16 protein-coding genes and 1 pseudogene are annotated in these 19918 nt (G+C 61.0%); 12 read left to right on the top strand and 5 right to left on the bottom strand.

What is annotated here, in order from left to right:
- Positions 1–26 precede the first annotated feature (26 nt).
- From FIV38_RS10375 to FIV38_RS10345, 8 genes and pseudogenes are all read left to right on the top strand, one after another.
- Positions 27–548: a DUF2059 domain-containing protein gene (locus tag FIV38_RS10375; protein ID WP_029298732.1), complete on the top strand. Its 522-nt coding sequence runs from the start codon at positions 27–29 to the stop codon at positions 546–548.
- Positions 549–560: 12 nt separating this feature from the next.
- A complete protein-coding gene (locus FIV38_RS10370; RefSeq protein WP_029298730.1) occupies positions 561–854 on the top strand; it encodes a BolA family protein in 294 nt (97 codons plus the stop codon).
- A pseudogene (locus FIV38_RS30335) lies at positions 850–975 on the top strand (outer membrane lipoprotein carrier protein LolA); the annotation flags it as partial. The gene FIV38_RS10370 and the pseudogene FIV38_RS30335, both read left to right, overlap by 5 nt.
- A gap of 103 nt (positions 976–1078) precedes the next feature.
- Positions 1079–2020 carry an oxygen-dependent tRNA uridine(34) hydroxylase TrhO gene (gene trhO / locus FIV38_RS10365; RefSeq protein ID WP_092235099.1) on the top strand — a complete coding sequence of 314 codons (942 nt, stop codon included), beginning with the start codon at positions 1079–1081 and terminating at the stop codon, positions 2018–2020.
- A 36-nt stretch (positions 2021–2056) separates the two neighbouring features.
- On the top strand, positions 2057–2659 hold the full coding sequence (locus FIV38_RS10360; RefSeq protein ID WP_169851649.1) for a DsbA family protein: 603 nt from the start codon (positions 2057–2059) through the stop codon (positions 2657–2659).
- Positions 2652–4457: an ABC transporter ATP-binding protein gene (locus FIV38_RS10355; protein ID WP_092235104.1), complete on the top strand. Its 1806-nt coding sequence runs from the start codon at positions 2652–2654 to the stop codon at positions 4455–4457. The genes FIV38_RS10360 and FIV38_RS10355 overlap by 8 nt, the downstream gene beginning before the upstream one ends.
- 95 nt (positions 4458–4552) lie before the next feature.
- On the top strand, positions 4553–7015 hold the full coding sequence (locus FIV38_RS10350) for an EAL domain-containing protein (protein ID WP_092235107.1): 2463 nt from the start codon (positions 4553–4555) through the stop codon (positions 7013–7015).
- Positions 7016–7094: 79 nt separating this feature from the next.
- Positions 7095–7853, top strand: coding sequence for an iron-containing redox enzyme family protein (locus FIV38_RS10345; protein ID WP_186352324.1), 759 nt, complete (start codon positions 7095–7097; stop codon positions 7851–7853).
- A 22-nt stretch (positions 7854–7875) separates the two neighbouring features.
- On the opposite strand, the gene FIV38_RS10340 is transcribed toward FIV38_RS10345, so the two are convergent.
- From FIV38_RS10340 to FIV38_RS10320, 5 genes are all read right to left on the bottom strand, one after another.
- The gene (locus FIV38_RS10340) at positions 7876–8802 is read right to left on the bottom strand and encodes a GGDEF domain-containing protein (protein ID WP_029298719.1); all 927 of its coding nucleotides are present in this window, start codon (positions 8800–8802) and stop codon (positions 7876–7878) included.
- Positions 8803–9574: 772 nt separating this feature from the next.
- Positions 9575–10315 (bottom strand): YciK family oxidoreductase, encoded by a 741-nt coding sequence (locus FIV38_RS10335; protein WP_032863166.1) that lies wholly within the window; start codon positions 10313–10315, stop codon positions 9575–9577.
- 154 nt (positions 10316–10469) lie between these two features.
- Entirely contained in the window at positions 10470–11141 is a 672-nt protein-coding gene (mupP, locus tag FIV38_RS10330) for an N-acetylmuramic acid 6-phosphate phosphatase MupP (RefSeq protein ID WP_092235113.1), read from the bottom strand.
- Positions 11142–11145: 4 nt separating this feature from the next.
- Positions 11146–11844: a bifunctional 2-polyprenyl-6-hydroxyphenol methylase/3-demethylubiquinol 3-O-methyltransferase UbiG gene (gene ubiG, locus FIV38_RS10325; protein ID WP_003172645.1), complete on the bottom strand. Its 699-nt coding sequence runs from the start codon at positions 11842–11844 to the stop codon at positions 11146–11148.
- 62 nt (positions 11845–11906) lie between these two features.
- The gene (locus FIV38_RS10320; protein ID WP_092235116.1) at positions 11907–13238 is read right to left on the bottom strand and encodes a TRZ/ATZ family hydrolase; all 1332 of its coding nucleotides are present in this window, start codon (positions 13236–13238) and stop codon (positions 11907–11909) included.
- Between the two features lie 109 nt (positions 13239–13347).
- On the opposite strand from FIV38_RS10320, the gene mtnA reads away from it, so the two are divergent.
- The 4 genes from mtnA (at position 13348) to pheA (ending at position 19909) form a co-directional block, all read left to right on the top strand.
- Entirely contained in the window at positions 13348–14424 is a 1077-nt protein-coding gene (mtnA, locus tag FIV38_RS10315) for an S-methyl-5-thioribose-1-phosphate isomerase (RefSeq protein ID WP_092235119.1), read from the top strand.
- 424 nt (positions 14425–14848) lie between these two features.
- Positions 14849–17503, top strand: coding sequence for a DNA gyrase subunit A (gene gyrA, locus FIV38_RS10310; protein ID WP_029298707.1), 2655 nt, complete (start codon positions 14849–14851; stop codon positions 17501–17503).
- Positions 17504–17729: 226 nt separating this feature from the next.
- Positions 17730–18815, top strand: coding sequence for a 3-phosphoserine/phosphohydroxythreonine transaminase (gene serC / locus FIV38_RS10305; RefSeq protein ID WP_029298706.1), 1086 nt, complete (start codon positions 17730–17732; stop codon positions 18813–18815).
- A complete protein-coding gene (gene pheA, locus FIV38_RS10300; protein ID WP_029298704.1) occupies positions 18815–19909 on the top strand; it encodes a prephenate dehydratase in 1095 nt (364 codons plus the stop codon). Before serC ends, pheA begins: the two co-directional genes overlap by 1 nt.
- Positions 19910–19918 lie beyond the last annotated feature (9 nt).

The raw sequence follows: 19918 nt of genomic DNA, 5'->3' as shown, positions 1-19918 counted from the left end.
ACCTCGCCAGCTAGAAAGGAAACTCGATGACTCGTCTTCGTGCCATCTGTACCGCGGTTGCCCTGGTATGTGCCAGCGGCCAGGTTCTTGCCGATACCGCCAGCCACAACGCCAGTGCCGAAGCCTTCCTGACCCTGGCTCACGCAGACAAGCTCGGCACCCCGGTGTACATGCAAGTGCAGCAAATGTTTGCCCAGCGTTTCGAGCAGACCAAGGCGCCTGCCGCCAAGCAAACCGTTCTGGACACCTACCAGGCCAAGGCCAACGCCGCCCTGGACCAGGCCATTGGCTGGAACAAGCTCAAGCCGGACATGGTCAAGCTGTACACCAGCAACTTCAGTGAGTCAGAACTCAAGGACCTGGTTGCCTTCTACAAATCGCCACTGGGTAAGAAAGTCCTGGAGAAAATGCCGCAACTGACCCAGCAATCGGCCCAACTGACCCAGGCCAAACTGGAAAGCGCGGTACCGGTCGTGAACAAGCTGTTGGAAGACATGACCAACGAATTGGCTCCGGCGAAAAAAGCCGCCGCGCCTGCCAAGAAGTAAGTGGAGCCAGGAATGACCATGCAACAGCGCATCGAGACGGCACTTGCCGCCCTGAGCCCGGAACACGTGAGTGTGCTGGACGAAAGCCATATGCACAGCCGTGGATTGCAGACGCACTTCAAGGCCGTGCTGGTCAGCCAGCAGTTCGACGGACTCAACCGCGTCAAGCGCCACCAGAAGGTCTACGCCACGTTGGGCGACCTGATGGGCGAGTTCCATGCGCTGGCACTGCATACCTACACGCCTGAAGAATGGGCGAAAATCGACGCAGCCCCGGCCTCGCCGACCTGCGCTGGCGGACATTGATCGGTTACGGTCAACCTCTGTAGGCGCGAGCTTGCTTGCGAAGATCGTTAACGATGACGCGCGCATTCTGAAAGCACGCGGCGTTCTCAGGTTTTTCGCGAGCAAGCTCGCTCCTACAGTTCGGGGTTTATCCCTGATAGAATCCGCAACGCGCCGCTCAGTCGGCGCGTTTTTTTTGCATCCGGTTCACCCTTTGCGAGGGTAGCCACCTGGAGAGAACACCCATGACACAACCCATCGTCGTGGCGGCACTGTATAAGTTCGTCACCCTCGAAGATTACGTCGCCCTGCGCGAGCCTCTGCTGCAAGCCATGGTCGACAACGGCATCAAGGGCACCTTGCTGATCGCCGAAGAAGGCATCAACGGCACCGTTTCCGGGAGCCGCGAAGGCATTGATGGCCTGATGACCTGGCTGAAGAACGACCCGCGCATGGTCGACATCGACCACAAAGAGTCGTACTGCGACGAGCAGCCGTTCTACCGCACCAAGGTCAAGCTGAAAAAAGAGATCGTGACCCTGGGCGTCGAAGGCGTCGACCCCAACAAGAAAGTCGGCACCTATGTTGATCCACAAGACTGGAACGCCCTGATCAGCGACCCAGAAGTGCTGTTGATCGACACCCGTAACGACTATGAAGTGTCGATCGGCACCTTTGAAGGGGCGATCGACCCGAAAACCACGAGTTTTCGCGAATTTCCCGACTATATCAAAGCCAACTTCGATCCGGCCAAGCACAAGAAAGTCGCCATGTTCTGCACCGGCGGCATTCGCTGTGAAAAGGCCTCCAGCTACATGCTCAGCGAAGGGTTCGATGAGGTGTATCACCTCAAGGGCGGCATCCTCAAATACCTCGAAGAGGTGCCCCAGGAACAAACCAAGTGGCAGGGTGACTGCTTCGTGTTCGATAACCGCGTGACCGTGCGCCACGACTTGAGCGAAGGTGACTACGATCAATGTCATGCCTGCCGTACACCGGTTAGCGTAGAGGACCGCGCATCCGAGCATTACGTGGCCGGCATCAGTTGCCCGCATTGCTGGGATAAGCTGTCCGAGAAGACCCGTCGCAGTGCGATCGACCGCCAGAAGCAGATCGAACTGGCCAAGGCCCGCAATATGCCGCACCCGATTGGTTACAACTACAAGCAATCATCCACCGAGGCTTGAGCCATGTCCGCGCGCCTGCTCTATGTAATGGACCCGATGTGTTCCTGGTGCTGGGGTTTTGCCCCGGTGGCCAAGGCCCTGGTTGAGCAGGCCCAGGCGGCTGGCGTGGAATTGCACCTGGTGGTCGGCGGTTTGCGCACCGGCAGTGGTTCGGCGCTGGAGCCGGCCACCCGGCGCTATATCCTGGAACACTGGCAGGCGGTGACTGAAGCCACTGGCCAGCCGTTCCGCCTGGAGGGCGCCTTGCCTGACGGGTTTGTGTATGACACGGAGCCGGCATGCCGGGCCCTGGTCACCGCACGCAGCCTGGCGCCGGATTGCGCCTGGACCTTGCTCGGGCTGATCCAGCAGGCATTTTACGTCGAGGGTCGCGATGTGACCCGCGCCAGTGTGCTGGTGGAACTGGCCGAGACCGCCGGGGTGCCGCGTATCGAGTTTGCCGAGGCTTTTGACCGCGCCGAACAGCATGCCGCCACGGCCGCCGATTTCACTTGGGTCCAGGACCTGGGCATCGCCGGTTTTCCCACCTTGTTGGCCGAGCGCAATGGCCAATTGGCCTTGTTGACCAACGGCTACCAGCCGCTGTCCGAGCTGTCGCCGTTGCTCGGTCGCTGGCTGGAGCGAGCCGCCTGTGGCTGATCAACCCGCCGTACGCGTTGATCGGCTGACCTGGGCAGAAATCCGCCGCCTGGCCCTGCGTCATAAAAAAGCCCTGTGGATCGCCAATGGTGTCGCCGTTCTGGCGACCCTGTGCAGCGTACCGATTCCCTTGCTCCTGCCATTGCTGGTGGACGAGGTGTTGCTGGGCAATGGCGATGCCGCGCTGAAGGTGATGAACCACGCGTTGCCAGCACCCTGGCAGCAGGCCGCAGGCTATATCGGCCTGATGCTGCTGATCACCCTGGTGCTGCGTTGCGCGGCGCTGGTGTTCAACGTGGTCCAGGCGCGCCTGTTTGCCGGGCTGGCCAAGGACATCGTCTATCGCATCCGCGTGCGCCTGATCGAACGGCTCAAGCGCATTTCCCTGAGTGAATACGAAAGCCTGGGCGGCGGTACCGTCACCACGCACCTGGTGACCGACCTCGACACCGTGGACAAGTTTGTCGGTGAAACCTTGAGCCGCTTCCTGGTGGCGATGCTGACCCTGGTCGGCACCTCCGGCATCCTGATGTGGATGCACTGGAAGCTGGCGCTGTTGATCCTGTTGTTCAACCCATTGGTGATCTACGCCACGGTGCAGTTGGGCAAGCGGGTCAAACACCTGAAGAAACTGGAAAACGACAGCACCTCGCGGTTCACCCAGGCCCTCACGGAAACCCTGGACGCCATCCAGGAAGTGCGCGCTGGCAATCGCCAGGGCTTTTTCCTCGGGCGCCTGGGGCAGCGCGCCCAGGAAGTACGTGACTTTGCCATCAACTCCCAGTGGAAAAGCGATGCATCCAGCCGCGCCAGCGGCCTGCTGTTCCAGTTCGGGATCGATATCTTCCGTGCGGCAGCGATGCTCACGGTGCTGTTTTCCGACCTGTCCATCGGCCAGATGCTCGCGGTGTTCAGCTACCTGTGGTTCATGATCGGCCCGGTGGAACAACTGCTGAACCTGCAGTACGCCTACTACGCCGCCGGCGGTGCGCTGACGCGCATCAACGAACTGCTGGCCCGCGCCGACGAACCGCAATATGCCGGGGGCGAAGATCCATTTACCGGACACCAGACCGTGGGCATCGAAGTGCGGGGCCTGGACTTCGGCTATGGCGAAGACCTGGTGCTCAACCAGTTGAACCTGGCCATTGCCCCCGGGGAAAAGGTTGCGATCGTCGGTGCCAGTGGCGGCGGTAAAAGCACCCTGGTGCAATTGCTGTTGGGGCTCTACACCCCACAAGCGGGGACGATCCGCTTCGGCGGCGCGACCCAGCAGGCCATTGGCCTGGAAACCATTCGCGAGCATGTCGCGGTGGTGCTGCAGCATCCGGCGCTGTTCAACGACACCGTGCGCGCCAACCTCACCATGGGCCGCGAGCGCACTGACCAGGCCTGTTGGCAGGCCCTTGAAATTGCCCAGTTGGATGCTACGGTCAAAGGGTTGCCTCAAGGTCTGGACAGTATTGTCGGGCGCTCGGGCGTGCGTTTGTCCGGTGGTCAGCGCCAACGCCTGGCGATTGCCCGGATGGTGCTGGCCGAGCCAAAAGTGGTAATTCTCGACGAAGCCACCTCGGCCCTGGATGCGGCTACCGAGTACAACCTGCACCAGGCCCTGGCGCGGTTTCTCAGTGGGCGTACTACACTGATCATTGCTCACCGTTTGTCGGCGGTGAAGCAGGCTGATAGGGTATTGGTGTTTGACGGTGGACACATCGCCGAAGATGGCGACCACCAGCAACTGATAGCCGATGGCGGCTTGTACGCCAAGCTTTATGGACACTTGCAACAAGTTCGCTGAATCGATCCCGGCTCCGGCCCTGAAGGGGTCGTGTTTGGCCTCGGCTGTGCTGTCAGGAGCAGTTTTTAGTCGCCTGTGCTGATGCAAGGGATCTCATGAAGCAGAAGCGAACTCTCGGAACACCCCGGTTGCTCGGTATTGTCTGGCCCTTTATTGCCGTCGTGCTGTTCCAGGCGCTGCTGGGCTGCGTCAGTCTTTACGTGCTGTCGGCCGTGCGCGGCTATGTGGCGGGCGAGAGCCTGTGGTCCAAGGGCCAGAAAGACGCCATCTACTACCTGACCCTGTACGCCGACAACCGCGACCAGGCGACCTTTCTCAAATACCAGAACGCTATTGCCGTACCTCAGGGCGGGCATGAGCTGCGTGTCGCCCTGGATCGCGCCATCCCTGACCTGGAGGCGGCGCGCCAGGGGATCCTCAAGGGCGGCAATCATCCTGACGACGTGTCGAGCCTGATCTGGCTGTACCTCAACTTTCGCCATTTCAGCTACCTGGAAAAAGCCATCGAACTGTGGACCGTCGGTGACAGCTACCTGGTGCAACTTGATGAGCTGGCGCAGGAGATGCACCGGCAAATCATCGCCGATCGGGTCAGCAGTGCCGATATCCATGCCTGGAAAGACCGTATCATTGCGATCAACGAGGGGGTGACGCCGGCGGCCAAGGCCTTCAGCGATGCCTTGGGTGAAGGCTCCAGGGTGATTCTGCGCCTGTTGCTGATCACCAACCTGGCCACTGCCTTGGGGCTGATCGCCTTGGCGTTGCTGCGCACGCGCAAGCTATTGGCCCAGCGCCATGCGTTTGCCGATGCCTTGCAATTGGAGAAGGAGCGGGCGCAGATCACCCTGGAGTCCATCGGCGATGGGGTGATCACTACCGATGTCGATGGGGCTATCGCCTACATGAACCCGGCGGCGGAATCCCTGACCCACTGGAACGCGGCCCAGGCGCAAGGGCTGCCGTTGGCTGCGTTGTTCAATCTGCTGGATGAGCACGCCCAGGCCGACGGGTTTACCCTGATCGACCATATTCTTGACGGCCAACTCAGCGGTGGCAGCGAGCACTCCAAGCTGATTCAGCGCCTGGATGGCAGTACCGTCTCCGTGACCCTGGTGGGGGCACCGATCCGCAGTGCCGGCAAGGTCAGTGGCGCGGTGCTGGTGTTGCATGACATGACCCAGGAGCGTCAGTACATTGCCAATCTGTCCTGGCAGGCGACCCATGATGCCTTGACCGGGCTGGCCAATCGGCGTGAATTTGAATATCGCCTGGAGCAGGTGCTGCATGGCGTCGGGCGCCAGCAGTCGGCGCGCCATGCCTTGATGTTCCTCGACCTGGACCAGTTCAAGCTGGTCAACGACACCTGTGGCCATGCGGCGGGCGATGAACTGTTGCGGCATATCTGCGCCTTGCTGCAATCGGACCTGCGCGAAGGCGATACCCTGGCCCGCCTGGGTGGGGACGAGTTCGGCATCCTGCTGGAAAACTGCCCGGCGCCGGTGGCCGAGAAGATCGCCGAGAGCCTGCGACATACCGTGCAAAACCTGCACTTCGTCTGGAAAGGCCGACCGTTTGTCACCACGGTCAGTATCGGCCTGGTGCATATCTCGCACACCCCGACCACCCTGGAGACGTCATTGCGTGCCGCGGATATGGCCTGCTACATGGCCAAGGAGAAGGGGCGCAATCGGGTGCAGGTCTATCATGCCGACGACACCGAGCTGTCGTTGCGCTTTGGCGAAATGGCCTGGATCCAGCGCCTGCACATGGCCCTGGAAGAGGACCGCTTCTGCCTGTATGCCCAGGAAATCGCGCCCTTGGGCCACACCGAGGCGGGGGCCGGGCATATCGAGATCCTGCTGCGCCTGCATGATGAAGCGGGGCGGATCATTTTGCCTGACAGCTTTATCCCGGCCGCCGAACGCTACGGGTTGATGACCTCGCTGGACCGCTGGGTGGTAGAGAACGTGTTCAAGCTGATCGCCCGTTGCATGCTCGAGCGACCTGGCAGGCCCATGGCGATGTGTGCGATCAACCTGTCGGGCATCACCATTGGCGATGACGATTTCCTGCGTTTCCTGCGGGAGAAGTTCAGTGCCTATGGGATTCCACCGGGCATGATCTGTTTTGAAATCACCGAAACCAGCGCCATTTCCAACCTGGGCAGCGCGATTCGTTTTATCAATGAGCTCAAGGCGTTGGGTTGCTGCTTCTCCCTGGATGACTTTTGTGCCGGAATGTCCTCATTCGCCTACCTCAAACATTTACCTGTAGACTTCCTGAAGATCGATGGAAGTTTCGTAAAGGATATGCTGGACGACCCGATTAACCGCGCCATGGTCGAAGTGATCAATCACATCGGCCATGTCATGGGTAAACGCACGATTGCCGAGTTTGTCGAAACGCCGCACATCGAGCAGGCACTGCTCGAGATCGGCGTGGACTACGCTCAGGGCTACCTGATTGAGCGCCCGCAATTGTTTACCTTCGATAGTTTGCAATGTCGACCTGCGCGCCCGCAGCCTCTGTTATTCAGGGCGCCCGGCACGTTCCGCTGAAACATCTGCTGGTCTGTACACATCACAAATCAAAAGGAGCCCGACAGTGATCGACACATTCAGCAGAACCGGCCCGCTTATGGAAGCCTCAAGTTACCCCGCCTGGGCTCAGCAATTGATCCAGGACTGTAGCGAGAGCAAGCGCCGCGTTGTCGAACACGAACTGTACCAGCGCATGCGCGATAACAAGCTCAGCGCCAAGACCATGCGCCACTACCTGATCGGTGGCTGGCCAGTGGTGGAACAGTTCGCGTTGTACATGGCACAAAACCTGACCAAGACCAAGTTTGCCCGACATCCTGGGGAGGATATGGCGCGACGTTGGTTGATGCGCAATATTCGTGTGGAACTGAACCATGCCGATTATTGGATGCACTGGGCGCGCGCCCATGGCGTCGGCCTGGAAGAGCTGCAGGCGCAACACGTACCGCCAGAGTTGCATGCGCTGAGTCATTGGTGCTGGCACACCAGTTCGGCCGATTCGTTGATCGTTGCCATTGCCGCCACCAACTACGCCATCGAAGGCGCCACTGGGGAGTGGTCTGCGCTGGTGTGTTCAACGGGCGTGTATGCCGCTGCTTTCCCTGAAGAAGACCGCAAGCGCGCCATGAAGTGGCTGAAGATGCATGCCCAGTATGACGACGCCCACCCATGGGAAGCGCTGGAGATTATTTGCACCCTGGCGGGGATGAACCCGAGCAAGGCGTTGCAAGTGGAGTTGCGCCAGGCTGTGTGCAAAAGCTACGACTATATGTACCTGTTCCTGGAGCGCTGCATGCAGTTGGAGAAAACTGCGGTGACCCGCGAGCGCCAAGTCCTGGCGACCAGCGAAGCCTGACCCGGGCATGGCGGGGTAGCGTTTACCCCGCCATTGCCAGGCGGTTACGGCCTTCGCGCTTGGCCACGTACAAGGCATTGTCGGCGCGACGCAGCAGGCTCTCGGCCGACTCGCCCGCCAGCAACGTCGCGCAACCCAGGCTCACCGTCAATTCGATACGCGTAGCGTCTGCCCAGTAGTCCCGGGCCTGCGCTGCCTGGCGCAGGCGTTCGCCGACCAGGGTGGCGGCCTCGCGGCTGGTGTTGGAAAGCAGGATCAGGAACTCGTCCCCACCAAACCGAAACACCATATCCACATTGCGCAACTGGCTTTTGATCGAGGCAGCGACGGCCTTGAGCACTTTGTCGCCGGTGGCGTGGCCGTGGCTGTCGTTGATGTGCTTGAAGTGATCGATGTCGAGCATCAGCAAGGACAGCGGATGCAGGTGCCGCTTGGCCATTTCGATCTCGCGGCCCAGGGTCTGGTCCATGGCGACGCGGTTGCCGGTCTCGGTCAGTGGATCGCGCAGGGCGGTGCGGGTCGCGCAGCGATACAGCAAGGCGTTGCGCATGGGGTAGAGCAGGCTGGCCAGCAGCGACTCCAGATTGCCCTGTTCCTCCTCCGTGAAACGCTGGTTGCGGCGAAACACCAACTCTCCCAGGTGCTCGCCCTCGTGGCTGAGGCTGTAGCTCACGGAGTGATGGCCACGCTGGCCGTATTCCAGGCGCAGGTCGCTGGCTTCATGGCGGTATTGCAGGGCATCCAGGGGCACAAGGCGTTGCACTTCGCGAAAGAACAGGCCAAGGATTCGCTCCGCCTCCAGGCTGGTCTGCAATTGCAGGTTCAGTTGCTGGCGCAGTTGCCCGAGGCTGATGGGGCGCCGTGCGATAAGGGAAGGCTGGCCAAAGCCCAGGCGTTGCAATTTGGCACTGTCGAAGTCAATTGCGTTGGTCTGGGTCGGTGTTTTCATAAGCGGGTAGGCCTCTAAGCACTTAATGCTGTCTTACAGGCTCAATGGGAGCGGCCGCTGGCGGGCGCCTTACTGTTCCTTCAGTTCCGTAAAACATAGGTAACAGTCTAGTCCGCTTTGCCGGGGGTTATAACCCCTGATCCCATGCCACACGTCTTTACGTCGTGCCGCCTGTTTGAAGCAAATTGGAGCGAAAAGCGTGCCATTTCGTGCAATATTTTTTATTGCTTATAAAACAAGGGGATGGGATTTAGTACGTATGCACAGCGCTGGGAATTTGGCGCCCGCCCCTGTGGGGGGGGGGCTTGTTGTGGCGAGCGGGCTTGTCGGAACGCCGCATCGCCCGCGCTGGGTGGCGTAGCCGCCCCAAAACCTGCCGACTCGGTATGTCTGAAACAACTGCGGTGTCTGGGGTGGGGCTGCTACGCAGCCCAGCGCGGGGCAAGCCCGCTCGCCACAGGGTAAGTCGTCAGTTTCTGAAAGTTGTGTAGAGACCTAGGGTTATCCCAGGCAAGCCAGCTCCCACATGTGATGGGTGGGCAAAGACCTGTGGGCTTGTTGTGGCGAGCGGGCTTGACGGAACGCCGCATCGCCCGCGTTGGGTGGCGGAGCCGCCCCAAGACCTGCCGGCTCGGTATGTCTGAAACAATCGCGGTGCCTGGGGTGGGGCTGCTGCGCAGCCCAGCGCGGGGCAAGCCCGCTCGCCACGGGGTGAGTCGTCAGTTAGAGACGTAGGGTTGTCCCAGGCCAGCCCGCTCCCGCGTTGTGGAGATTACTGCGCGTCGAATGCCTGCCCATTGATCCCCGAGCTATCCGGGCCCATCAGGTACAGGTACACCGGCATGATTTCTTCCGGCAGCGGGTTGTTGGCCGGGTTTTCTCCAGGATAAGCCTGGGCCCGCATGCTGGTGCGGGTGGCGCCTGGGTTGATGCTGTTGGCGCGCACTGCGGCAACGGTGTCGAGTTCGTCGGCCAGGGTTTGCATCAGGCCTTCGGTGGCGAATTTCGATACGCCATAGGCGCCCCAGTAAGCGCGCCCTTTGCGCCCGACGCTGCTGGAGGTAAACACCACCGACGCGTCCTGGGACAGCTTGAGCAGCGGCAGCAGCGTGGCAGTCAGCATAAACATGGCGTTGACGTTGATATGCATGACGCGCATGAAATTCTCGCCCGACAGCTGTTCGATCGGGGTGCGCGGGCCGATGATCGAGGCGTTGTGCAGCAACCCGTCGAGATGGCCGAATTCTTTTTCGATCATTGCCGCCAGCTCATCGTATTGATGGGGCAGGGCGGTTTCCAGGTTGAACGGAATCACCACCGGTTGCGGGTGGCCGGCGGCTTCGATTTCATCGTAGACCTGGGCCAGGTTGGCTTCGGTCTTGCCCAGCAACAGCACGGTGGCGCCGTGGGCGGCGTAGGTCTTGGCCGCAGCAGCACCAATCCCGCGACCGGCGCCGGTGACCAGGATGACCCGGTCCTTGAGCAATTCTGGGCGTGCGGAGTAATCAAACATAATCGACCTCAACAAAATTCAGTGGGGCAACACATATCTGAATGTGGGAGCGGGCTTGCTCGCGAAAGCGTAGTGTCAGTCAACTCTCTATCAGATGACCCACCGCCTTCGCGAGCAAGCCCGCTTCCACATTAGAGCTTCATTGGTTAGCCATTCAGCAGCTGCAGAGTGCGCTATCGAGCACTTTGCGCAGTTCCAGCGGATGATCGACCACAACGTCGGCACCCCAGTTGCGGGCGTTGTCGTCGGGGTGGATGTAGCCATAGGTGACGGCGGCGGTGCGGGTGCCGGCGTCGCGCCCTGACTCGATATCCCGCAGGTCGTCGCCTACGAACAGTACGCTGGCCGGGTCCAGGTCGAGCATCTTGCAGGCCAGGATCAGCGGTTCCGGGTCGGGCTTGCTGTTTTTCACGTGGTCCGGGCAGATCAGCAGCGCCGAGCGTTCGGCCAGGCCCAGTTGCTCCATGATCGGCTTGGCAAAGCGCAGCGGCTTGTTGGTGACCACGCCCCAGATCAGCTTGGACTGTTCGATGTCATCCAGCAGTTTGGCCATGCCATCAAACAGCTTGCTATGGATCGCGCAGCCCTTGAGGTAGCGTTCGAGGAACTCCAGGCGCAACGCTTCGAAGCCTGGGGACTCGGGGTCCATGGCAAACGTCACGGCAACCATGGCCCGGGCGCCGCCGGAGACTTCATCGCGGATATGCTGATCGTTGATCGGCGCAAGCCCGCGCTCGGCACGCATGGCCTGGCAGATGGCGATAAAGTCCGGCGCGGTATCGAGCAGCGTACCGTCCATGTCGAAAAGAACCGCTTTCAACTTCACAGGTTTATTCCTCTCGCAGGGTCTGGATCATGTAGTTGACGTCGACGTCGCTGGCCAGCTTGTAGTGCTTGGTCAGCGGGTTGTAGGTCAAGCCGATGATGTCCTTGACGGTCAGCCCGGCCTGGCGGCTCCAGGCACCCAGTTCGGAAGGACGGATGAATTTCTTGAAGTCATGGGTGCCGCGCGGCAGCAGCTTCATGATGTATTCGGCGCCGATGATCGCGAACAGGTAAGCCTTGGGGTTGCGGTTGATGGTGGAGAAGAACACCTGGCCGCCGGGCTTGACCATACGAAAACACGCGCGGATCACCGACGATGGGTCGGGCACGTGCTCCAGCATCTCCAGGCAGGTCACCACGTCGAACTGCTCGGGCATTTCCTCGGCCAGGGCTTCGGCGGTGATCTGGCGGTACTCCACGCTCACGCCCGACTCCAACTGATGCAACTGGGCCACGGCCAGAGGCGCCTCGCCCATGTCGATGCCCATCACTGTGGCGCCGCGCTGGGCCATGGCCTCGCTGAGGATGCCGCCGCCGCAGCCCACGTCGAGGACTTTCTTGCCGGCCAGATTGACGCGCTCGTCGATCCAGTTGACCCGCAGCGGGTTGATGTCGTGCAGGGGCTTGAACTCGCTCTCGCGGTCCCACCAGCGGTGGGCCAGGGCTTCGAATTTGGCGATTTCGGCGTGGTCGACGTTACTCATGGGTAGTCCTCTAAATCCGATAAAACGGTGTGCCTGGCCGGAATATTGATCCTGGGCCGGCGTTATTCGTGGTGTCCACTGATGCGCTGGCCCCAGGCAGCGGCCATGGCGCTCAGTTGCTGCTCATCCATACGGGTCAGTTGCCGGTCGTCGAGCAGTTGCTTGCCGCCGACCCAAAGGTGTTTCACACAATCGCGTCCGGTGGCATATATAAGCTGCGAGACCGGATCGTAGATCGGTTGCTGGGCCAGTCCTGAAAGGTCGAAGGCCACGATATCTGCGGCCTTGCCCACTTCCAGCGAGCCGATTTCAGCCTCCAGGCCCATGGCCCGCGCACCGTTGAGGGTGGCCATGCGCAGCGCACGGTGGGCATCCAGGGCGCTGGCCGAGCCGGCGACGGCCTTGGCCAGCAGCGCGGCGGTGCGGGTTTCGCCCAACAGGTCCAGGTCATTGTTGCTTGCTGCGCCATCGGTGCCTACTGCCACATTGACGCCGGCCTGCCACAAGCGTTCCACCGGGCAGAAGCCACTGGCCAGTTTCAGGTTGGATTCCGGGCAATGGATCACGCTGCTGTTGCTTTCTACCAGCAACGCCAGGTCGTCTTCGCTGATTTGGGTCATATGAACGGCCTGCAAGCGCGGGCCGAGCAGGCCCAGGCGCGCGAGTCGGGCCAGGGGGCGTTCGCCATACTGTTCCACGGACTGCTGCACTTCAAAGGCGGTTTCGTGGACATGCATATGAATGGCGGCGTCCAGCTCCTCGGCGATCACCCGGACTTTTTCCAGGTTTGCATCGCTGACGGTATAGGGCGCATGGGGGCCAAAGGCGATTTTGATCCGTGGGTGATGCTTGAGGTCGCCAAACAGCTCCACGCCTTGGCGGACCGCCTCGTCGGCATTGGCTGCGCCGGGTATCGGGAAGTCGAGGATCGGAATGGCAATCTGTGCCCGCAGGCCGCTGTTGTGTACGCGTTCGCTGGCGACCTTGGGGAAGAAGTACATGTCTGAGAAGCAACTGATGCCGCCCTTGATCTGCTCGGCAATCGCCAGGTCGGTGCCATCACGTACAAACGCCTCATCGACCCACTTGGCTTCGGCCGGCCAGATATGTTGTTGCAGCCAGGTCATCAGTGGCAGGTCGTCGGCCAGGCCGCGAAACAGGGTCATCGCCGCGTGGCCATGGGCGTTTACCAGGCCCGGGCTGAGCAGCACTCCGGGCAACTCGCGCACTTCATGGGCTGCCAGCTTCAGCGCCTGCGCGCGCGGGCCGATAAACGCGATGCGCCCGTCGCGGATGCCCAGGCCATGCGCCTTGAGCACCACGCCCGCAGGTTCGACCGGTACCAGCCAGCTTGGCAGTAGCAGTAAGTCGAGCGGGGCGGCAGGTGGCGTCATAGCGGGCATCGTCCAGGGCGGTCATATAAAGAGGGCGAAGTATACCCGAGCGTCCTGGCTGGCGGATCGCTATAATCCGCGGCTTTTGTTGATGAGTACGGGGTGAGGGATGCGCGATCGACTGTTGGCAGCGGAGAAAGTGAAGGCCATCGATTGGCGTGATGGCGCACTGCACCTGCTCGATCAGCGTGCGCTGCCCTCCCGGGAAAACTGGGTGACCTGCGCGACGGCCGACGAAGTGGCCGCGGCCATTCGTGCGATGGTGGTGCGGGGCGCGCCGGCCATCGGCATCAGCGCCGCCTATGGGCTGGTGCTGGCCGCGCGCGCGCGGATCGCCGAGGGCGGTGACTGGCAGGCTTCATGGGAGGAGGACTACGCGCTGCTGGCCGATTCCCGTCCCACCGCGTCGAACCTGTTCTGGGCCATCAAGCGCATGCGTGATCGCCTCGATCGCCTCAAAAAGCACGCCGATCCGCTGGTGGTGCTGGAGGCTGAAGCCATCGCGATCCATGAAAGCGACCGTGAAGCCAACCTCACCATGGCGCAATTGGGCGTCGAATTGATCCGCAAGCATCAGGGCAATGCCCAGGCGATCCTGACCCATGGCAACGCCGGGGCCTTGGCGAGCGGTGGTGTAGGCACTGCGCTGGGGGTGATCCGTGCGGCGTTTCTGGAGGGCATGGTCGAGCAGGTCTATGCCAACGAAACCCGCCCCTGGCTGCAAGGCTCGCGGTTGACCGCCTGGGAACTGGCGGGCGCGGGCATTCCGGTCACGGTGAATGCCGACTCGGCTGGCGCGCATATTCTCAAGACCAAGGGGGTGACCTGGGTGATTGTGGGGGCTGACTGCATCGCCGCCAATGGCGATGTGATCAGCAAGATCGGCACCTACCAGTTGGCCGTGTGCGCCATGCACCATGGTGTGCGCTTTATGGTGGTGGCGGCGAGTTCGACCCTGGACCTGATGATGGCTACTGGTGATGACGTCGCCCTGGAAGAGCGGGATGCCGGCGAGCTGCTGAACGTCGCCGGGCAGCGATTTGCCGCTGATGTAACAGCCTTCAACCCGGTGTTTGACGTCACACCGGCGGACCTGATCGACGTGATCGTCACCGAAAAAGGCATCGTCGAGCGGCCTGATACCGCCAAGATCGCCAAACTGATGTGCCGTAAGCGCCTGCATTGAGGGCTTTGGTGTCTGGCAGATTGCAATCGCGGGCAAGCCCGCTCCCACATTATGAGTGCCTTCATAAAACAACGGTGGGAGTGGGCTTGCCCGCGATTGGCCCGAAAAGCCAGCAAAACCCTCGGATCCACAGGCAAATCCTAGCCTCTATTCAGCTCTGAGCCCCTCTCGTCGCCCTCAAGCCTGTCATCCGTCAACTTACTACGCTCCATGCGCATCTGGGGGATAGGTGCGTGGCGGCGATTGTGATACCATTCGGCGGTTTCCAAGGTCACCCCAAGGGGCGACCTTTAATGCGCAGATCCGTGTCATAACTCGTTGATTTGTCGTAAGTCGTTGCCAGGCATCATGCCGGCGGCGGCGAGCTTCGTTCGTCCCATATGGATGTGACGAGGTTTCACCCGAAAAAGGAATCAGGCTTCTCATGGGCGAACTGGCCAAAGAAATCCTCCCGGTCAATATCGAAGACGAGCTGAAACAGTCCTACCTCGACTATGCGATGAGCGTAATTGTCGGGCGGGCACTGCCTGATGCGCGCGATGGCTTGAAGCCCGTGCACCGGCGTGTGCTGTTCGCGATGAGCGAGCTGGGTAACGACTGGAACAAGCCGTACAAGAAATCTGCCCGTGTTGTCGGTGACGTGATCGGTAAGTATCACCCTCACGGCGACACTGCGGTGTACGACACCATCGTTCGGATGGCCCAGCCGTTTTCCCTGCGCTACCTGCTGGTAGACGGCCAGGGCAACTTCGGTTCGGTGGACGGCGACAACGCCGCGGCCATGCGATACACCGAAGTGCGCATGACCAAGCTGGCACACGAGCTGCTGGCCGACCTGCACAAAGAAACCGTGGACTGGGTGCCGAACTACGACGGCACCGAAATGATCCCGGCGGTCATGCCGACCCGTATTCCCAACCTGTTGGTCAACGGCTCCAGCGGTATCGCCGTGGGCATGGCCACCAACATCCCGCCACACAACCTCGGTGAAGTCATCGACGGTTGCCTGGCGCTTATCGACAACCCCGAGCTGACCGTCGATGAGCTGATGCAATACATCCCCGGCCCGGACTTCCCGACCGCCGCGATCATCAACGGTCGCGCCGGCATCATCGAAGCCTATCGCACCGGCCGTGGCCGCATTTATATGCGCGCCCGCTCGATGATCGAAGACATCGACAAGGTCGGTGGCCGCCAGCAGATCGTCATCACCGAACTCCCGTACCAGTTGAACAAGGCACGCCTGATCGAGAAGATCGCCGAGCTGGTTAAAGAGAAGAAGCTCGAAGGCATCACCGAACTGCGCGACGAGTCTGACAAAGACGGTATGCGCGTGGTGATCGAGCTGCGTCGTGGCGAAGTGCCTGAGGTGATCCTCAACAACCTCTACGCCCAGACCCAACTGCAAAGCGTGTTTGGTATCAACGTCGTGGCCCTGATCGACGGTCGCCCGCGCATCCTGAACCTCAAGGATCTGCTGGAAGCCTTCGTGCGTCACCGTCGCGAAGTGGTGACCCGCCGCACCGTGTTCGAACTGCGCAAGGCCCGCGAACGCGGGCACATCCTGGAAGGCCAGGCGGTTGCGCTGTCGAACATCGACCCGGTTATCGCCCTGATCAAGGCTTCGCCGACCCCGTCGGAAGCCAAGGAAGCGCTGATCAAGATGCCGTGGGAATCCAGCGCCGTCGTGGCGATGGTTGAACGTGCCGGTGCCGATTCGTGCCGTCCGGAGACCCTGGACCCGCAATACGGCCTGCGTGATGGCAAATACTTCCTGTCGCCGGAACAGGCCCAGGCCATCCTGGAACTGCGTCTGCACCGTTTGACCGGTCTGGAGCACGAGAAGCTGCTGGCCGAGTATCAGGAGATACTCAACCAGATCGGCGAGCTGATCCGCATCCTCAACAGCGCCGTGCGCCTGATGGAAGTGATCCGCGAAGAACTGGAAGTGATCCGCGCCGAATACGGCGACGTGCGCCGCACCGAAATTCTTGATGCGCGCCTCGACCTGACCCTGGGTGACATGATCCCGGAAGAAGAGCGCGTGGTGACCATTTCCCACGGTGGCTATGCCAAGACCCAGCCTTTGGCTGCGTACCAGGCCCAGCGCCGCGGTGGTAAAGGTAAATCGGCTACCGGTGTGAAGGATGAGGACTACATCGCTCACCTGCTGGTTGCCAACAGCCACACCACGCTGTTGCTGTTCTCCAGCAAGGGCAAGGTGTACTGGCTCAAGACCTACGAAATCCCGGAAGCGTCCCGCGCTGCCCGTGGCCGTCCGCTGGTCAACCTGTTGCCGCTGGACACCGATGAATACATCACCACCATGCTGCCGGTCGAGGAATACACCGAGGGTCACTTCATCTTCATGGCAACCGCCAAAGGCACCGTGAAGAAGACCCCGCTGGAATCCTTCAGCCGCCAGCGCAGCGTGGGCCTGATCGCCCTGGAGCTGGACGAAGGCGACGTGCTGATCTCTGCGGCCATTACCGATGGCGAGCGGGAAGTCATGCTGTTCTCCGACGGTGGCAAGGTGACGCGCTTCAAAGAGTCCGACGTGCGTGCGATGGGCCGTACCGCCCGTGGTGTGCGCGGTATGCGCCTGCCGGAAGGGCAGAAGCTGATTTCCATGCTGATCCCGGAAGAAGGCAGCCAGATCCTTACGGCTTCGGCCCGTGGTTATGGCAAGCGCACCGCTATCAGCGAGTTCCCCGAGTACAAGCGTGGCGGCCAGGGTGTGATCGCCATGGTCAGCAACGATCGCAACGGCCGTCTGGTCGGCGCGGTCCAGGTGCTGGATGGCGAGGAAATCATGCTGATTTCCGACCAGGGCACCCTGGTACGTACCCGTGTTGATGAAGTGTCGAGCCTGGGCCGTAACACCCAGGGCGTGACCTTGATCAAGCTGGCCAGCGACGAGACCCTGGTGGGCCTGGAGCGTGTCCAGGAGCCATCGGAAGTCGAAGGCGAGGAGCTGGAAGGTGAGGAGTTCGATGGCGAGGTGATCGCAGCCGGCGATGACAGCGTCGACGAGCCAACCCTCGATGCTGCCGCAGACGAAGAAGAACCGCAGGAATAAGCGGACAACCAAGGGGGCGGATGAAGATTCGCCCCCTTGTTATTTGTCCCTTTTGAAAGTTTGCAATACTGCGCATTCCCCTGTGGGAGCGGGCTTGCTCGCGAAAGCGGCGTATCAGTCAGCGCATAGGCGGGCTGACACACCGCTTTCGCGAGCAAGCCCGCTCCCACAGGGGTTATGTGTCGAACACGAATTATGTGACCAACAGATCAGAGCGAGATTGGATGTGAGCAAGAGAGCCTATAACTTCTGTGCTGGTCCCGCGGCACTTCCTGAAGCAGTCCTGCAGCGCGCGCAGGGTGAACTCCTCGACTGGCATGGCAAAGGCCTCTCCGTGATGGAAATGAGCCATCGCAGTGATGAGTTCGTGTCCATTGCCACCAAGGCCGAGCAGGATCTGCGTGACCTGCTGGACATCCCGTCGGACTACAAGGTGCTGTTCCTGCAAGGCGGCGCCAGCCAGCAGTTCGCCCAGATCCCGCTGAACCTGCTGCCGGAAGACGGCACTGCCGACTATATCGATACCGGTATCTGGGGGCAGAAGGCCATTGAAGAGGCCTCGCGCTACGGCAACATTAACGTGGCCGGTACTGCCAAGCCCTACGATTATTTCGCTATTCCAGGTCAGAACGAGTGGAAGTTGTCCAAGGACGCGTCCTATGTTCACTACGTCCAGAACGAAACCATCGGCGGCCTGGAATTCGACTGGGTACCTGAAGTCGGTGATGTCCCGTTGGTGTGCGATATGTCCTCGGACATTCTCTCGCGCCCGATGGATGTGTCCCGCTACGGCATGATCTACGCCGGCGCGCAGAAGAACATCGGCCCGAGCGGCATCCTGGTCAACATCATCCGTGAAGACCTGCTCGGTCGTGCCCGCTCGGTGTGCCCGACCATGCTCAACTACAAGGTCGCGGCCGACAACGGCTCGATGTACAACACTCCGCCGGCTTTTGCCTGGTACCTGTCGGGCCTGGTGTTCGAGTGGCTCAAGGAGCAGGGCGGCGTGGCAGCCATGGGCAAGCTCAACGAAGAGAAGAAGCGCACCCTGTACGACTTCATCGACGCCAGCGGCCTGTACAGCAACCCGATCAGCCTGAGCGCCCGTTCGTGGATGAACGTGCCGTTCCGCCTGGCCGATGACCGCCTGGACAAGCCATTCCTGGCGGGTGCCGACGAGCGTGGCCTGCTCAACCTCAAGGGGCATCGTTCGGTAGGCGGCATGCGCGCCTCCATCTACAACGCCGTCGACATCAATGCCATCAAGGCACTGGTGGCCTACATGGCAGAGTTCGAAAAGGAACACGGCTAATGTCTGAGCAAGAACTCAAGGCCCTGCGTGTACGCATTGACGCCCTGGACACCAAGGTCCTGGAGCTGATCAGTGAGCGGGCGCGGTGTGCCCAGGAAGTGGCGCGGGTCAAGATGGCTTCCCTGGCCGAAGGCGAAGTGCCGGTGTTCTATCGTCCAGAGCGCGAAGCCCAAGTGCTCAAACGGGTGATGGAGCGTAACCAGGGGCCGCTGGGCAATGAAGAGATGGCGCGGTTGTTCCGCGAAATCATGTCTTCGTGCCTGGCCCTCGAGCAGCCATTGAAAGTGGCGTACCTCGGCCCCGAAGGCACCTTCACCCAGGCGGCGGCGATGAAGCATTTCGGCCACGCGGTGATCAGCAAGCCGATGGCGGCCATCGATGAGGTGTTCCGCGAAGTGGCTGCCGGTGCGGTGAACTTCGGCGTAGTGCCGGTGGAAAACTCCACCGAAGGCGCGGTCAACCATACGCTTGACAGCTTCCTTGAGCACGACATGGTGATCTGTGGCGAAGTCGAGCTGCGTATTCACCACCACTTGCTGGTGGGCGAAAACACCAAGACCGACAGCATCAGCCGCATTTACTCCCACGCTCAGTCCCTGGCCCAGTGCCGCAAGTGGCTGGACGCTCATTACCCGAATGTCGAGCGCGTCGCGGTCTCCAGCAACGCCGAGGCGGCCAAGCGGGTCAAGGGTGAGTGGAATTCGGCGGCGATTGCCGGGGATATGGCTGCGGGCCTGTACGGCCTGACGCGCCTGGCCGAGAAAATCGAGGATCGCCCGGACAACTCCACGCGCTTCTTGATGATCGGCAGCCAGGAAGTGCCGCCGACCGGCGACGACAAGACGTCGATCATCGTCTCCATGAGCAACAAGCCGGGGGCGCTGCATGAGCTGCTGGTGCCGTTCCATGACAACGGGATTGACCTGACGCGCATTGAGACCCGTCCTTCGCGCAGCGGTAAATGGACCTATGTGTTCTTTATCGACTTCGTCGGCCACCACCGTGATCCGCTGGTCAAGGGTGTGCTCGAGAAAATCAGTCAGGAAGCCGTGGCACTCAAGGTGCTGGGTTCCTACCCAAAAGCGGTTTTGTGAGGCTTTGAC

It is taken from the genome of Pseudomonas proteolytica, from assembly GCF_007858275.1.
Classification (GTDB): Bacteria; Pseudomonadota; Gammaproteobacteria; order Pseudomonadales; family Pseudomonadaceae; genus Aquipseudomonas; species Aquipseudomonas proteolytica.
The sequence above is the reverse complement of the archived record's forward strand: the minus strand, read 5'-3'. Positions and strand labels throughout refer to the sequence as shown.

Coding starts and splice junctions, on each gene's coding strand:
- FIV38_RS10375 (WP_029298732.1), top strand. CDS start 27: ATGACTCGTCTTCGTGCCATCTGTACCGCGGTTGCCCTGGTATGTGCC.
- FIV38_RS10370 (WP_029298730.1), top strand. CDS start 561: ATGACCATGCAACAGCGCATCGAGACGGCACTTGCCGCCCTGAGCCCG.
- trhO (WP_092235099.1), top strand. CDS start 1,079: ATGACACAACCCATCGTCGTGGCGGCACTGTATAAGTTCGTCACCCTC.
- FIV38_RS10360 (WP_169851649.1), top strand. CDS start 2,057: ATGTGTTCCTGGTGCTGGGGTTTTGCCCCGGTGGCCAAGGCCCTGGTT.
- FIV38_RS10350 (WP_092235107.1), top strand. CDS start 4,553: ATGAAGCAGAAGCGAACTCTCGGAACACCCCGGTTGCTCGGTATTGTC.
- FIV38_RS10345 (WP_186352324.1), top strand. CDS start 7,095: ATGGAAGCCTCAAGTTACCCCGCCTGGGCTCAGCAATTGATCCAGGAC.
- FIV38_RS10340 (WP_029298719.1), bottom strand. CDS start 8,802: ATGAAAACACCGACCCAGACCAACGCAATTGACTTCGACAGTGCCAAA.
- FIV38_RS10335 (WP_032863166.1), bottom strand. CDS start 10,315: ATGTTTGATTACTCCGCACGCCCAGAATTGCTCAAGGACCGGGTCATC.
- ubiG (WP_003172645.1), bottom strand. CDS start 11,844: ATGAGTAACGTCGACCACGCCGAAATCGCCAAATTCGAAGCCCTGGCC.
- FIV38_RS10320 (WP_092235116.1), bottom strand. CDS start 13,238: ATGACGCCACCTGCCGCCCCGCTCGACTTACTGCTACTGCCAAGCTGG.
- mtnA (WP_092235119.1), top strand. CDS start 13,348: ATGCGCGATCGACTGTTGGCAGCGGAGAAAGTGAAGGCCATCGATTGG.
- gyrA (WP_029298707.1), top strand. CDS start 14,849: ATGGGCGAACTGGCCAAAGAAATCCTCCCGGTCAATATCGAAGACGAG.
- pheA (WP_029298704.1), top strand. CDS start 18,815: ATGTCTGAGCAAGAACTCAAGGCCCTGCGTGTACGCATTGACGCCCTG.